This is a genomic window from Streptomyces sp. NPDC088762 (assembly GCF_044750905.1).
GTDB lineage: Bacteria > Actinomycetota > Actinomycetes > Streptomycetales > Streptomycetaceae > Streptomyces.
Genome location: NZ_JBIVKT010000028.1, coordinates 1 through 13486 on the forward strand (window position 1 = coordinate 1; position 13486 = coordinate 13486).

The window sequence follows — 13486 nt, forward strand, 5'->3', positions numbered from 1 at the left end:
GGGTGGGGCCGGGGCGGGGCTGGGGTGGGGCGGGGGGGCCAGCCTGGGGCGCTGCGGGCGCGGGGGGCCCGGGGGGCGGCGGGGCGCCGGGCCCTCGGGGTCCGGGCGCCCGGCCGGCGGTGCGGGTGTACGGGTCAGGCCACGCGGTCGGCGGCGAGCTGGGCGGCCAGGGCGGGGATGCCGAGGGCCTGCTCCTCGGCAGGGGTGGCCTGGTAGAGCTTGTTGGCCAGCTGGTACGGGTCGCCCGCCAGGTCGTAGTACTCGTGGAACTTCACCTGGCCGGTACCGGACACGGTGCCGTTCGCGTCGGTGGTCAGGTCGTAGTACTCGGTGTACTGCTTGTCCTTGGCCACGTACGAGGACCAGGTCGGCGCCCCGCCGGTGCCGGTGCCCTGCTTCCACCACTCCACCAGCAAGTGGTCGCGACTGTAGGAGGAGAGGAGGGAGCGGCCGTCCTGGGGTGCGGCGGGGGTGATGCCCGCCGCGTCGAGGATCGTCGGCGCGATGTCGATGTTGGCGACGATGCGATTGTCCTGGGTGCCTGCGCCGCGGCCGCCGGCCGGCCAGGAGAGGTAGAACGGTACCTCGTGCGCAGGGCGGTACGGCACCGACTTGGCGGTCCAACCGTGGTCGCCCCAGCTGAAGCCGTTGTCGCCGATGTAGATGACGAGGGTGTTGTCGAGCTGCCCGAGGGCCTGGAGCTTGTCCTTGAAGGCCTGCACCGCGTCGTCGACGGAGAGCAGCGTGCGCAGCTGCTCGGCGCGGATGGCCTGACCGTCGGCGAGGGTGCCGGTGGCGTTGCGGATGTACGCCGGTTTGTCGCTGCGGTCGTTCTCGGGGACCGACGGCCGGCCGTTCCAGTCCGGTACGGGGGTGCCCGCGTATTTCGCCTCGGGGGTTCGCGGGCCGTGGGAGGCGTAGGGGGTGACGTACGCGAACCAGGGCCGGGTGTCGGTGGCGGCCTTGTCGAGGAAGTTCAGCGTGCGGTTCTTGATGATGTTCGTGGTGTAGCCGTTGATCGTCTGGACGGTGCCGTTGACGTTCCACTGGGCGTCGACGTAGCCGGGCTGGAGGAGGGCGAACTCCTCGAAGTGCGGCGGGTTGTCCGCGAGAGTCCAGGAGTTGAGGTACTTCCCGAACAGACCGGTGCGGTAGCCCGCCTGCTTGAGGTACCTCTGCACGGTGGTGCTCTGGTCGAGGGCGTGGGAGGCGCCGTTGTTGCGGACGCCGTGGTTGTGGGCGTGCCGGCCGGAGAAGACGCTGGACCGGGACGGCGCGCACAGCGGGGTGGTGACGTGGCCGTTGGTGAACTTCACGCCCTGGTCGGCGAGCCAGGCGACGGTCTTGGGCAGGGCCCACTCGGTGTGCTTGGGCTGGTCGTCGGTGACGATCAGCAGGATGTTCGGGCGGCCGGCGGCAGCGGCGGGGCCGGCTCCGGCGACCTGCGCGAGGGCGGGTACGGCGGTGGCGGCCGCCACGGCGGCAGCGCCGCCGAGAAAGCCGCGGCGGCTCACCGGAGATCGTCTGTTCTCGCTCTTCTCACTGTTCTCGCTCATGATGTCCATTCCTCCTGGGGCGTCGGCGCATGGAGGCACGGCAGGGCGGGCGGCCGGAAACCGCCGACTGCGGTGCGGAAGGGGAAGAGACGGGAGTCAGGCAGGGGCGCCAGGTGGGGATCCCGTGGGGACTACGGCGCGTTCAGCGCGCCGGGGCGACCGTACACAGGGCGCTCGCCAGGCGCCCTTGGTCGACGTGGCGGCGCGCAGTGAGGATTCCTGCTGCCATGGCGACGAGACTAGGCGAACCGGAACCGCGGTTCCATGTACGGCAGATGAAATGGGAAGCGGACAGTGGGGGCGCCGGCTCAACCGCGGCACCCACCTGGGCAGCGCCCGGAAACGACGACGCTCCCCGCCCTGATGGCGGGGAGCTTGCACGACGCGGGAGCGGTGCGTGCGCCCTCCTAGAGCGCGATCCACTCGGTGGAGGTGGTGACCTCCTTCAGGATGTCCGGCAGCGGATCGATGCCGAGCCCCGGCCCTGTCGGGACGTCGAGGTGGCCGTCGGACAGGACGAACGGCTCCGTGATGTCGGTGGCGAAGTAGCGGTGGGAGCCCGAGGTGTCGCCGGGGAGGGTGAAACCGGGGAGGGCGGCGAGGGCGACGTTGGCGGCGCGGCCGATGCCGGTCTCCAGCATGCCGCCGCACCAGACGGGGATGCCGTGGGCGCGGGCGATGTCGTGGATGCGGCGGGCTTCGAGGTAGCCGCCGACACGGGCTGGCTTGATGTTGATGATCGAGCAGGCGCCGAGCGAGATGGCGGCTGCGGCGTCGGCGGCGGACTCGATGGACTCGTCCAGGCAGATCGGGGTGTGCAGCAGCCTCGCGAGCTGGGCGTGCTGGACCATGTCGTCGTTGGCGAGGGGCTGTTCGATCAGCAGGAGGCCGAAGTCGTCGAGCTTGGCGAGTTGCCGGGCGTCGACGAGGGTGTACGCGGCGTTGGCGTCGACCTGGAGGAGGAGGTCGTCGCCGAAGCGTTCGCGGACGGCGCGGACGGGTTCGACGTCCCAGCCGGGCTCGATCTTCAGCTTGATCCGGACGTAGCCCTCGGACACGTAGCCCTCCACCGCGTCCAGGAGCTCGGGTATCGAGTCCATGATGCCGACGGAGACGCCGCAGGGGACGCGGTCGCGGGACGCGCCGAGGTGGGTTCCGAAGGACTCGCCGGACGTGCGGAGTTGGGCGTCGAGGACGGCGGTCTCCAGGACCGACTTGGCCATGTGGTGGCCGGTGAAGGGTTCGAGCGCGCGACCGACCGCCGCCGCGTCCACGCCGTCCTTCGGCAGGGCCGGGACGAGGAAGCGGCGCAGGACGTCCTGGGCTCCGTCGACGTACTCGGAGCAGTAGCGGGGCTCGGACATGGCCGCGCACTCGGCCCAGCCTTCGATTCCGTCGGAGGTGACGACGCGGACGAGCAGGACGTCGCGGCTGGTCTCGATGCCGAAGGAGGTGCGGAACGGGGCGACGAGCGGCATCGCGATGCGGCGCAGTTCGACGCCGGAGATCGTGGTGTTCATGTGCGGGTGGCTCCTGGTGGGGTGTTCAGGGGTGTTCAGGTCGTGCGGTGGATGACGTAGCTGCGCCGGTCGTGGAGGCCGGCGACGCGGGCTCCCTCGGCGAGCAGGCCTCCGAGGGTGTGCCGGACGGCCAGCCGCCAGTCGCGGGCGGCGCCCGGGTCCGTACGGCGGAGGGACTCGATGTCGTCGGGGAGGTCGACGAGGACGGTGGCGGCGTCGGTGGGGCCGATCACGGGGTGGCCGTCGTGGTCGCGGACGCCGCGGGCGACGTCGGCCGGCAGTTCGAAGGCGTACGGTCCTGCGGGCGCGGTCAGGTCCCAGGCGGTCAGGACGCGGTCGGACTCGTCGCCGCCGTTGATGGCATCGTCCATGGCCCCGTAGAAGGACGTCAGGTACTCCTCGGGGCGGGCGCCGAGTTTGACGAGGTTGAAGTAGGCGTTGCGGCGGATCAGCGGGTCGTAGGTCCACGTGACGCGCTTGATTCCGCGGGCGAGGGCCCACTGCCGCTGGTGCAGTTTGAGGGCGAGGCCGATGCCGCGTCCCATGGCGGTGCCGGTGATGTGGGAGTGCAGGGTGGTGCCGATGGGCTCCCCGTAGAAGGCGACGGACGCACCGACCAGCCGGCCGTCCTCGTACGCGCCGGCGACGTAGTTGCCCGCGTGGGACAGGGCGCGCATGACTTCGGCGGAGACGGGCGGGCTGTCGGCGTCCGTGCCCCAGATGTCGGCGTAGAGGCGGCTGACGGTGTCGAGGTCCTCCATGGTGTGGAGTTCCCTGAGGTCGAGTGCGTTCACTGCATCGCTCCGACGAGTGCGGCCAGGAGCCGGGCGCGGTCCGGCATCGTGGCGGTGACGACGTGTTCGTGGTCGGCGTGGGCGCCGTCGCCGACGGCGCCGAGGCCGTCGAGGGTGGGGCAGCCGGCTCCGGCGGTGTAGTTGCCGTCGGAGGCGCCGCCGACGGCCGCCTGCCGCAGGGGGTCGAGGCCGAGGCGTGGGGCGATGTCGTCGGCGAGGGCGAAGAGCTTGTGAGAGGCGTCCGGGTCCAGGGGCGGGCGGTTGGGACCGCCGGAGATCCGCAGACGCGCCTCGGGATCGTGCGGTTGCAGGGTCCTGATGAGCTGGTCGACGGCTTCCTGTGCCGCCGCGCTGGGGACACGTACGTCCACACTGAGGTCGGCGCGGGCGGGAACCGTGTTGCTCGCGGTGCCTGCCGACATCACGGTGGGGGTAACCGTCGTCCCGGGCCCGGTCTCGGCGGTCACCGTGTCGGCGATCCGGCTCAGGGCCAGGACCTGGTGGGCGAGTTCGGTCGCCGCGTTGACGCCCTTCTCGGGTTCGAGTCCGGAGTGGGCGGCGCGGCCGTGGACGGTGATGTCGTAGAGGGACACGCCCTTGCGACAGGTCTTGAGTGCACCTCCGGGGGCGGACGGCTCCAGGACGAGAGTCGCCGTGCACTGCCGTGCCAGGTCCTCGATGAGCCGGCGGGAGGTGTCCGAGCCGACCTCCTCGTCCCCCGTAACCAGGACGCAGACACCGTCGAGGGAGGGCAACGAGCCCAGGGCGTGGAACATCTGGACCAGTCCGCCCTTCATGTCGAAGACGCCGGGGCCGCGGGCGATGCCCTGCTCCACCGACCAGGGGTGGGTCGTGAGCGAGCCGATCGGCCACACGGTGTCGTGGTGGCCCAGGAGCAGGATGCGCGGGGCGCCGAAGGTCCACTGGACGTGGGTGACGCCGTCGACGACGAACGCCTTCGGGCGGGCGCCGAGCAGCCGGCTGCCCTGGTCGGCGACCACGCGTGCGCTGCGGGCGACGGCGGCGTGGTCGGCAGAGTACGACTCGCAGGTCACGAGTTCTTCGAGGTCGGCGAGCATGGCGTCGAGGTCGAACGCATGGTCCGCTCGCGGGGGACGGGGGTCGTGGTCAACCGGCACGGTGGGTCCTCCAGGTTGGGATGACCGCCACGCTAGGCAGGGCGGACACGGCCCGGTTGGTGCCGCGGTGACAACCTCGGGCCCCGGTTCGTAGCGGGGACCGAACGGCCGGTGCCCGGCAGGTCGTACGACCCGCCGGGCACCGTTCCAGGACAGGTCAGCCCAGGTCATCCCATGTGCTTGGTCATGAGCTGCCGCATGTTGCCGCCGAGGATCTTCAGGATGTCCGCCTCCGGCAGACCCCTGCGGACCAGCGCCCCGGTCACCAGCGGCATGCCCGACGGGCCTTCGAGGCCGGGGAAGTCGAACATGGGGTCCTCGTCGTCGAGGTTCTCGCAGCAGGGCGGCATGACGTCCGCCATGACCTCGCGTACGAAGTCCGAGCCGAGGCCGACGTGGTCGATCCCGGCGACGGAGACGATGTGCTCGATGTGGTCGACGATCCGGTCGACGTGCACCGTCGTCTGGTCGTCGGTGAGGAAGTCCGGGACGAAGTTCACGCACACCACGCCGCCGGTGGCGGCCACTCCCCGTATCTGCTCGTCGGTGAGGTTGCGGTGGTGGTCGCGCAGGGCGCGGGCGCAGGAGTGGGTCGCGATGAGCGGTCGGGTGGCGAGCTCCAGGACGTGGGCGACGCCGCTCGCTCCCAGGTGGGAGATGTCGAAGAGCATGCCGAGGCGTTCCATCTCCCGCAGAGCCTCGACGCCGGGTGCGGTCAGCCGGCTGCCGGTGGCGTCCTCACGGCTGCCGTCGGCGAGCGGGGTGCGCCCCCAGTGGGCGATGGAGGCGATCCGTACGCCGAGCCGGAAGAGGGTGGGGAAGAGTTCGACGGAGGCGTCGATGCCGGGCGCGCTCTCCAGGGCGAGAACCAGGGCGATCTTGTCCTCGGCGAGGGCCGCGTCGATGTCGGCGCCGTTCAGGCACAGTGCGACCTGGTCGGCGTTGGCCTCGGCGAGGACGTGGGCGCACTCGATCATGCGGAGGGTCTGCCGGAGCGCGCCCTCGGGGCGGTACTGGTCGTCGATGAACACGGGCAGGACCTGGATGTCGATGCCGCCTTCGCGCAGCTGCGGCAGCCAGCGTTCGCGGAAGAAGGAGCCCCAGCGCTTCGGAGGGCGTGCGGCGACGGCCATGAGGAGGTCGTTGTGCGCGTCGGCGACGACGGCACGGTGGTGGAGGTCGTGGGACACGACGGTCCTTTCGGGCTGTGGAAGGGCGTCCGGCGGCCCGCACGGGGTGTCGGGCCGCCGGACGCGACGGCGAGGCGGGGCGGGGCGGCTCAGGCGCGTGCGAGGCGCGGGACCGCGTCGAGCAGGGTGCGGGTGTACGCGTGCCGGGGCGCTGCGATCACGTCCTCGACGGGGCCGGACTCCACGAGCCGGCCGTGGTGCATGACGGCGACGGCGTCGCAGACGTACCGCACGACGGCGAGGTTGTGCGAGATGAACAGCATCGTCAGACCGAGTTCGCTGCGCAGTTCGCGGATGAGGTTGAGTACGGCTCCCTGGACGGAGACGTCGAGGGCGGAGGTGATCTCGTCGGCGATGAGCAGCTCCGGCCCGGCCGCGAGGGCGCGGGCGATGGCGACGCGCTGGCGCTGGCCGCCGGAGAGTTCACGGGGGTATTTGCTCGCGTACGTGGCCGGGAGGGAGACCAGTTCCAGGAGCCGCTCGACCTCCGCCGGCCGCTGGGCGCGCGGTACGCGTGCGCCCTCGGCGATGGCGTCGCCGATGCTCATGCGCGGGTTGAGCGAGGAGTACGGGTCCTGGAACACCATCTGCACGCGGCCTCGTGTGACCCCGGAGATCGTGCCTCGGTACGGCGTCAGACCGGCCGCGGCGCGGGCGAGGGTGGACTTCCCGGAGCCGGATTCTCCGACGAGGCCGGTGACGGATCCCTTCGGCACCTCCAGGCTGACGCGGTCGACGGCGGTGAAGGAGCCGAAGCGGACGGTGAGTTCGCTGATGTTCACAGGACCTCCCAGCAGGCCACCGAGTGGGTTTCCGTACGGGCGAGCAGCTTGGGGCGGATGGCGCAGCGGCCGGTGGCGAAGGCGCACCGGTCGGCGAAGGCGCAGCCGTCGCCGACGTCGGCGGGCGCGGGCTGACGGCCGGGGATGGTGGTGAGGGGGCCCGACCGGTCGGTGTCCATGTCGGGGAGGGAGCCGACGAGGGCGCGGGTGTAGGGGTGGCGGGCGTAGTGGAGGCCGTCGGCGGGGAGTTCCTCGACGATGCGGCCCGCGTACATCACGGCGATCCGGTCACAGAGTTCGCTGACGACGGCGATGTCGTGGGAGATGAACAGGGCGCCCGCCCGCGTCCCGTCGACGGCTTCGCGCAGGACGCGAAGGACCTCGCGCTGGACGGTGACGTCGAGGGCGGTGGTGGGTTCGTCCGCGATGATCAGGCGGGGTGTACCCATCAGGCCCATGGCGATGACGGCCCGCTGGCGCATGCCGCCGGACAGTTCGTGCGGGTGCCGCTTGGCGACGTCGGCGGGGTCCTTGATGCGGACCCTGCCGAGTCGTTCGACGGCGCGGGCGCGGGCCTCGGTGCGGGTGGCGCCGTCGTGCAGGGTGGCCACTTCGGCGAGCTGGCCGCCGACCCGGAGAGCGGGGTTGAGGGAGGAGGTGGGGTCCTGGAAGACCATCGCGAGCGACGATCCGAGCAGCTTGCGGCGCTCTGAGTCGGTGACGCCATCGAGGTCCACCCCGCCGAGCCGCATGCGGGCGCTGCCGGTGAGGCCGGGGTAGGGCACGATCTGGCCGATGGCGGCGGCCGTCATGCTCTTGCCGCTGCCCGATTCGCCGACCAGGCCGACGATCTCTCCCGCGCGCACGGTCAGCGATATCCGGCGTACCGGGGTGATGCCGCCGGGGAAGGCGACGGTGAGGTCCCGCACCTCCAGGACGGCATCCGCCGCGGGGGTGTCCTGGACGCGGACCACCACGGGGGCGACGGGCTTGCCGACCGGCTCGCGGGTGTGGGAGGCGGCCTTGGCGAAGGTGTCGCCGAGCAGCATGAAGCCGAGGCCGGCGAGGCTGACGGCGAGGGCGGGGGCGACGACGACGGACGGGGTGACGTAGACGTGTCCGAAGGCCTCGTTCAGCAGCCGCCCCCAGTCGTACGAGGGTGCCTGGACGCCCATGCCGAGGAAGGACATCGCGGACAGGCCGAGGAGCGCGCCGCCCATGGACTGCGCGGTGTTGAGGATGAGCGGCTCGGCGATGTTCGGCAGGACGTGCCGGGTGAGGATGCGGTAACGAGGCACCCTCAGCATGCGGGCCGCGGCGATGTAGTCGGATCCGGCGACGGACGCGGTCATGGTGTGGGTGAGCCGGGCGAAGGTCGGTGCGAGGGCGACGCCGATGCCGAGGACGGCGCCCTGTGCGCCGAGGCCGGTGACGACGGCGGTGAACATGGCGAGCAGCAGCGCGGGGAAGGCCACCAGCAGATCGACCACCGCGATCATTGCTCGGCCGGCGCGCCGGGGCAGGATCTGCGGCAGGGTGCCGAGCAGGATGCCCGTGACGGTGCCGATCAGCGTGGCCAGGAAGGCCAGGCCCAGGGTCAGCCGAGTGGCGACCAGCGTGCGGGCGAGCAGGTCCCGGCCGAGGGCGTCGGTGCCGAGCAGGTGCGAGGCGGAGGCCGCCTGGCTGATCTCCTTCGGGTTCATCCGGGTGGCGGCGTCCTCCCAGATCGGCGGTCCGACGATCGCGAGGAGGATCATGAGGGCGACGAGTACGGCGCCCAGCAGGCCGGCGGGGTTTCTCAGAAGGCGGCGCATCAGCCCTCCCTGCGGGTGGAGGTGGACAGGGCGGACTTGGGGTCGAGGATCCCGAGAAGGATGTCGACGAGGAAGTTGACGACGAGGACGAGCGCGCCGTAGACGAGGATCATGGCCTGCGCCACGGGGTAGTCCTTCTGGGTGATGGCCTCGACGGTGCGCAGGCCGAGACCGGGCCAGGCGAACACGTTCTCGACCAGGACGCTGCCGGTGATCAGACCGCTGAGCAGCAGGCCGCCCATGGTCAGGGTCGCGGTGAGGGTGTTCGGCAGCAGGTGGACCCCGTACAGCCGCCAAGCGGGCAGCCGCTTGGCGTGGGCCAGGCGCATGTAGTCGGTGTCGAGTTCGCGCAGGGTCTCCACGCGGGCCAGTCGGGCGATCATCGCCGCCGGGGCGATGGCGAGGGCCGTGACGGGCAGCACGAAGGAGGCGGGGCCGGTGAGACCGGCCGGCGGAAGCAGGCCCAGCCCGAGGGACAGGACGAGCAGCAGCGCCAGACCGTAGAGGTACTCGGGGATGGCGACGGCGGCGCCGGTGAGTGTGGTGAACGCGGTTTCGGTGCCGCGCCGGCGTCCGTTGTGGGTGCGGACGGCGGCCCACAGGCCCAGTGGCACGGCCACGGCCAATGCGGTGAGGGTGGCCAGGACGGCGAGCGCGAGGGTGTTGGGGAGGCCTTGGCCGATGATGTCGGTCACCGGCTGGGAGGAGAAGAAGGAGGTGCCGAGGTCGCCGGAGAGCAGCTGCCGGACGTAGTGCGTGAACTGCGTCAACAGCGACTGATCGAGGCCGAGTTCGCTTCGGCGCTGCTCGACGAGTTCCTTCGGCGCGGTCGGGCCGAGCATCTGGCGCAGCGGGTCGCCCGGGATGAGGTGGATCATCGCGAACGAGGCGACGACCAGCACGGTGAGGGAACCGGCGAGCCGGAGCAACTGACGGGCGAAGAAGCGCGGGGTCAGCCGTCGGGGGCGACGCGACGAGGCGGCAGTGGCAGTGGCCGCTTCGTGCGGGGTGAGCACATCGGACGGGGTGGTCACTTCTGTCCTCCCGTCATCCGGATCGACGTCGGGTCGAAGAGGCCCGCCGTGATGCGGAAGGTGGCCTTGTGGGCGGCGATCGTGACGGTTTTGTCGACGACGGGAACGATGTCCGCGCTGTCGAGGAGGGCGTGCTCCGACCGCTCCCACAGAGCGCAGCCGGTGGCACCGGGGAGCTTGGTCGCCTCGGCGGTGAGCTGCTCGTAGGTCTCGTTGGTGAGGTGGGCGAAGTTGCCGCCGTCGGGGGTGAAGGGGCCGGAGAGGGCACCGAGCAGCTGGGTGGGGAGGGTGACACCGAGGGGCGCCCAGTCCACGTCCCAGTCCTGGGTGACCGCTTCGACCTCGCCGTACGCGGCGTCGGACACGGCCCGCAGCCGGACGTCGACGCCGGCCTTCCTCCACGACTCGGCCAGGTACTCGGCCGCGGCGGCCATCGTCTCGCCCGACGACGGGCCGTAGATCATGCGGAGGGTGAGCTTCTTGCCGCCCTTCGCGCGGATGCCGTCCGGGCCGAGACGCCACCCTGCGGCATGGAGGGCTGTCGCGGCCTCGAACGGGTCGAATGCGGGCAGGTGGCCGGTGACGGTGTCGCCGGGGCAGGGCTTCGGTGCCATGACCAGGCCGGTGGGTGCACGGCCGGTCCCGCCGGTGGCAATGGCTCCGAGGGATTCGAAGTCGACGGCCTGGAGCAGCGCCTTGCGGACAGCCGGGTCGCTGCCGGGATGGTCCTTGCCCTGGTGGAAGAAGAACTCTTGCGTGCCGTTGGGCTGGTCGGCGGTGGTCACCCCGGGGATGTGGGTGACGCGGGCGCGGTCGGGGCCGGCGAGCTGGGCGCCGTTCAGCTGGTGGGAGATCAGGAGATTGGCGGCCGTCGCCTCGCTGCCGACGACCTTGAGCACGACGGATCCGGGCATGGCGGGGTCGGCGGTGGTCGCCCCGCCCGGTCCCCAGGCGTAGTCGTCCCGCCTGGCGAAGGCATAGCTCTGGTTCGGCTCGGCGGAGGTGAGCCGGAAGGGGCCCGATCCGGAGGTGCCGCTCTGCAACACGGCACGGTCCTTCAGGCCCGCTCCGCAGACGATGAACAGGTAGCGGGTGCTCTGCAGGATGAAGGCGAACGGCTCCGGCGTGGAGAGCGTCACGGTGCCGGCGGTGTCGTCCGCCTTCGCGGTGAGGCCCTCGGGGACCACGACGCCGTACGCGGGAGACTTGGTGGCCGGATCGGTGATGTGGGCGACGTTCGCGGCGACGGTGCCGGCGGTCACCGGGCTGCCGTCCGCGCAGGTGACACCGCGGCGCAGGGTGAAGGTGACGGAGGCGGGCTTGACCTCCCACTTCTCGGCCAGTCCGGAGACGATCCGGCCGTCGGGCCCGGCGTGCACCAGGGTGTCGTACGCGAGAGACAGTGCGGTGTACGTGTTGGTGTTCTGGACCTGGGCCGGGTCGAGCAGTCCGGGGTCGCTCTTGATCGCGAAGCTGAAGGCGTCATTGCCGGACGAGCCGGCCTGTGCGGCGCTGCCGCAGCCGGCCGCCAGCAGTGACACCGCGAGGCAGGCGGATAGCGCCTTGGCTCTCTTCATCGAGGGCATCGGGGGCTTCATAGGGAGACTCCTTGGGGCGGGAGAGTTGCCCCACAGTCGCGGCTCATGGCCGGAATTGATTCAGTCGGGCCGACGAAAGCGCACGCGCTGGTTGGGTGTGGGATCCCAAGCCGGAGGGCGGCCTGGAAGACACGAGTGCCCCGGACCGCGGGCGACGCGGTCCGAGGCGGGGAATGTCCGTACGGATGGGCGGACGGCACGGGTGGCTCGTTCACGTCCGGGTGCGGAGATGGTCGACGACGATCCTGGCGGCGCGGCCGATCGCCCGGTCCGCGAGGGGCTGCCGCGTGGCCGCTGTCGACGTACGCAGGAAGACGCCCACGGCGTACCGCTTGCCGTCGGGATACTCGATCACGCCGGCCTCGTTGCGTACGGCGAAGTCGGTGCCGGTCTTCCCGGCGAGCCGCACGCCCGCTTCGGGGAATCCGGAGACCAGGCGGTGCTGCCACACCTGCCGGCTCATGATGTCGCGGACTTCGGCACAGGCTGCCGCCGGGCCGGCTTCGTCGCGCCAGATGGCGGCGAGGAGCGCGGTCACCTCGCGGGGGGTGCTCGATGGGCTGCTGCCGGGGGCGCAGGCGCCGAGGGCGAGGAGCCGTTCATCGGGGATCCCTGCCAGCTGGTCGTCGATGGAGCGGTCCGCCGCGAGGCCGAGTTCCCGGCGGATGTCGTCGTCCAGGGCGGCGCAGGAGGAGAAACCGAAGCCGGGGAAGCCGAGGTCGTCGAGCGTCGCGCGGACCCGGTCGGGGCCGACGACGTCCAGGAGCAGGTCGGTGGCGGCGTTGTCGCTGATCGTCATCATCATGAAGGCGAGGTCGCGGGCGCTCATCTCGACGTCGTACGCGCAGCCGTCGGTGCCGCTGCCGCCGGCCCGGTAAGCGGCCGTCACGGTGTGGCGCCGGCCCGGGTCGAGCTCACCGGCCGCCACCTGGCGGGCGTACTCGAGGGCGATGGGAATCTTGAAGACCGAGGCGAGCACGACCTGCGTGTCGTCGCCGTGGCCGAACTCCGCACCCGTGTCGAGGTCCCGGGCGTGGACGAAGCCTTCGACGCCGGCCTGGGTAAAGGTGTGCGAGAGCATGGTGTGGACCTGGTCGGCGCCAGCCGTCCGCGCGGCTGTGGTCATGTCGTCTCCTCGGGTGTGGTGGCGGCCGGTGTCCGGCGCAGGTGGTCGACGGCGGTCCGTGCGGCACGGCCGATCGCGGCGTCGGCGGCCGGGTTGCGGCCGCCGAGGGCGGGGGTCCGCAGGAAGACCGCGACGGCGTAGCGGCCGCCGTCGGGGTACTCGACGACGGCGGCTTCGTTGAGAACGCCCCACAAGGAGCCGTTCTTGGCCGCGACGCGGACGTCGTGGTCGAAGCCTGCGATGAGGCGGTGGGTGGACAGCTGATGGCTCATCAGCTCGCGGACCTCGGCGCAGGCGTCGGCGGGTCCGGCCTGGTTGCGCCAGATCGCCGTGAGCAGGGAGGTGATCTCCCGGGGTGTGCCGGAGGCGGAGCGGGTCGGGTCCAGCATGGCGAGGCCCCTGATCCGGTCCTCGCTCACCTGGTCCAGCTGGGCGTCGATGTCGCCGTCCGGGTCGAGACCGAGTTCCTCCCAGACCGGGCCCCACAGGTCGCGGTAGCGCCCGACCGGCAGGTTGGGACAGCCGAGTTCGGCGGCCACGGCCCGTACCCGGTCCGTGCCGAGGATCTCCATGAGCTTGTCGGTGGCCGCGTTGTCGCTCATGGAGAGCATGAAGAAGGCGAGGTCGCGGGTGCTCATGGTGACGTCGTGCCGGCAGCTGTCGGTGCCGATGCCGCCGCCCTCGCGGTTCACGGCGGTGATGGTGTGGCGGGCGGCCCGGTCGAGGGCTCCGGCCGCCACCTCGCGGGCGTACGCGACGGCGATGGGGATCTTGCGGAGGGAGGCGACGATGACGGGGGCGTCGGCACGGAAGGCGACCTCGCGGTCACCGTCGATGTCGCGGGCGTGGACGAAGCCCTCGACTCCGGCTTCGTCGAAGACCGCCTGGAGAGCTGCGGTCGGCTCGTCGGCGGCGGAGGGTGGTGCCATGGGG

General features: G+C 71.6%; 11 protein-coding genes. All 11 read right to left on the minus strand.

Features of this window, described 5'->3' with window-relative positions; all coding sequences use genetic code 11:
* Nucleotides 1-134: 134 nt before the first annotated feature.
* Nucleotides 135-1556 carry a sulfatase gene (locus ACIP5M_RS35305; RefSeq protein WP_401205014.1) on the minus strand — a complete coding sequence of 474 codons (1422 nt, stop codon included), beginning with the start codon at nucleotides 1554-1556 and terminating at the stop codon, nucleotides 135-137.
* A 407-nt stretch (nucleotides 1557-1963) separates the two neighbouring features.
* Nucleotides 1964-3076, minus strand: coding sequence for an o-succinylbenzoate synthase (menC, locus tag ACIP5M_RS35310; protein ID WP_401205016.1), 1113 nt, complete (start codon nucleotides 3074-3076; stop codon nucleotides 1964-1966).
* A 35-nt stretch (nucleotides 3077-3111) separates the two neighbouring features.
* The gene (locus ACIP5M_RS35315) at nucleotides 3112-3870 is read right to left on the minus strand and encodes a GNAT family N-acetyltransferase (RefSeq protein ID WP_401205019.1); all 759 of its coding nucleotides are present in this window, start codon (nucleotides 3868-3870) and stop codon (nucleotides 3112-3114) included.
* A complete protein-coding gene (locus tag ACIP5M_RS35320; protein ID WP_401205091.1) occupies nucleotides 3867-4949 on the minus strand; it encodes a M20 family metallopeptidase in 1083 nt (360 codons plus the stop codon). The genes ACIP5M_RS35315 and ACIP5M_RS35320 overlap by 4 nt, the downstream gene beginning before the upstream one ends.
* A gap of 227 nt (nucleotides 4950-5176) precedes the next feature.
* Nucleotides 5177-6199 carry a dipeptidase gene (locus ACIP5M_RS35325; protein WP_401205021.1) on the minus strand — a complete coding sequence of 341 codons (1023 nt, stop codon included), beginning with the start codon at nucleotides 6197-6199 and terminating at the stop codon, nucleotides 5177-5179.
* Between the two features lie 89 nt (nucleotides 6200-6288).
* On the minus strand, nucleotides 6289-6981 hold the full coding sequence (locus tag ACIP5M_RS35330; RefSeq protein ID WP_401205024.1) for an ABC transporter ATP-binding protein: 693 nt from the start codon (nucleotides 6979-6981) through the stop codon (nucleotides 6289-6291).
* Nucleotides 6978-8795: a dipeptide/oligopeptide/nickel ABC transporter permease/ATP-binding protein gene (locus ACIP5M_RS35335; RefSeq protein ID WP_401205027.1), complete on the minus strand. Its 1818-nt coding sequence runs from the start codon at nucleotides 8793-8795 to the stop codon at nucleotides 6978-6980. The genes ACIP5M_RS35330 and ACIP5M_RS35335 overlap by 4 nt, the downstream gene beginning before the upstream one ends.
* Nucleotides 8795-9829, minus strand: coding sequence for an ABC transporter permease (locus ACIP5M_RS35340; protein ID WP_401205029.1), 1035 nt, complete (start codon nucleotides 9827-9829; stop codon nucleotides 8795-8797). Before ACIP5M_RS35340 ends, ACIP5M_RS35335 begins: the two co-directional genes overlap by 1 nt.
* Nucleotides 9826-11427: an ABC transporter substrate-binding protein gene (locus ACIP5M_RS35345; protein ID WP_401205032.1), complete on the minus strand. Its 1602-nt coding sequence runs from the start codon at nucleotides 11425-11427 to the stop codon at nucleotides 9826-9828. Before ACIP5M_RS35345 ends, ACIP5M_RS35340 begins: the two co-directional genes overlap by 4 nt.
* 211 nt (nucleotides 11428-11638) lie before the next feature.
* A complete protein-coding gene (locus ACIP5M_RS35350; RefSeq protein ID WP_401205035.1) occupies nucleotides 11639-12553 on the minus strand; it encodes a serine hydrolase in 915 nt (304 codons plus the stop codon).
* Entirely contained in the window at nucleotides 12550-13482 is a 933-nt protein-coding gene (locus ACIP5M_RS35355) for a serine hydrolase (protein ID WP_401205037.1), read from the minus strand. The genes ACIP5M_RS35350 and ACIP5M_RS35355 overlap by 4 nt, the downstream gene beginning before the upstream one ends.
* Between the last annotated feature and the right edge of the window lie 4 nt (nucleotides 13483-13486).

Coding starts and splice junctions, on each gene's coding strand:
- ACIP5M_RS35305 (WP_401205014.1), bottom strand. CDS start 1,556: ATGAGCGAGAACAGTGAGAAGAGCGAGAACAGACGATCTCCGGTGAGC.
- menC (WP_401205016.1), bottom strand. CDS start 3,076: ATGAACACCACGATCTCCGGCGTCGAACTGCGCCGCATCGCGATGCCG.
- ACIP5M_RS35320 (WP_401205091.1), bottom strand. CDS start 4,949: ATGCTCGCCGACCTCGAAGAACTCGTGACCTGCGAGTCGTACTCTGCC.
- ACIP5M_RS35335 (WP_401205027.1), bottom strand. CDS start 8,795: ATGCGCCGCCTTCTGAGAAACCCCGCCGGCCTGCTGGGCGCCGTACTC.
- ACIP5M_RS35345 (WP_401205032.1), bottom strand. CDS start 11,427: ATGAAGCCCCCGATGCCCTCGATGAAGAGAGCCAAGGCGCTATCCGCC.
- ACIP5M_RS35350 (WP_401205035.1), bottom strand. CDS start 12,553: ATGACCACAGCCGCGCGGACGGCTGGCGCCGACCAGGTCCACACCATG.
- ACIP5M_RS35355 (WP_401205037.1), bottom strand. CDS start 13,482: ATGGCACCACCCTCCGCCGCCGACGAGCCGACCGCAGCTCTCCAGGCG.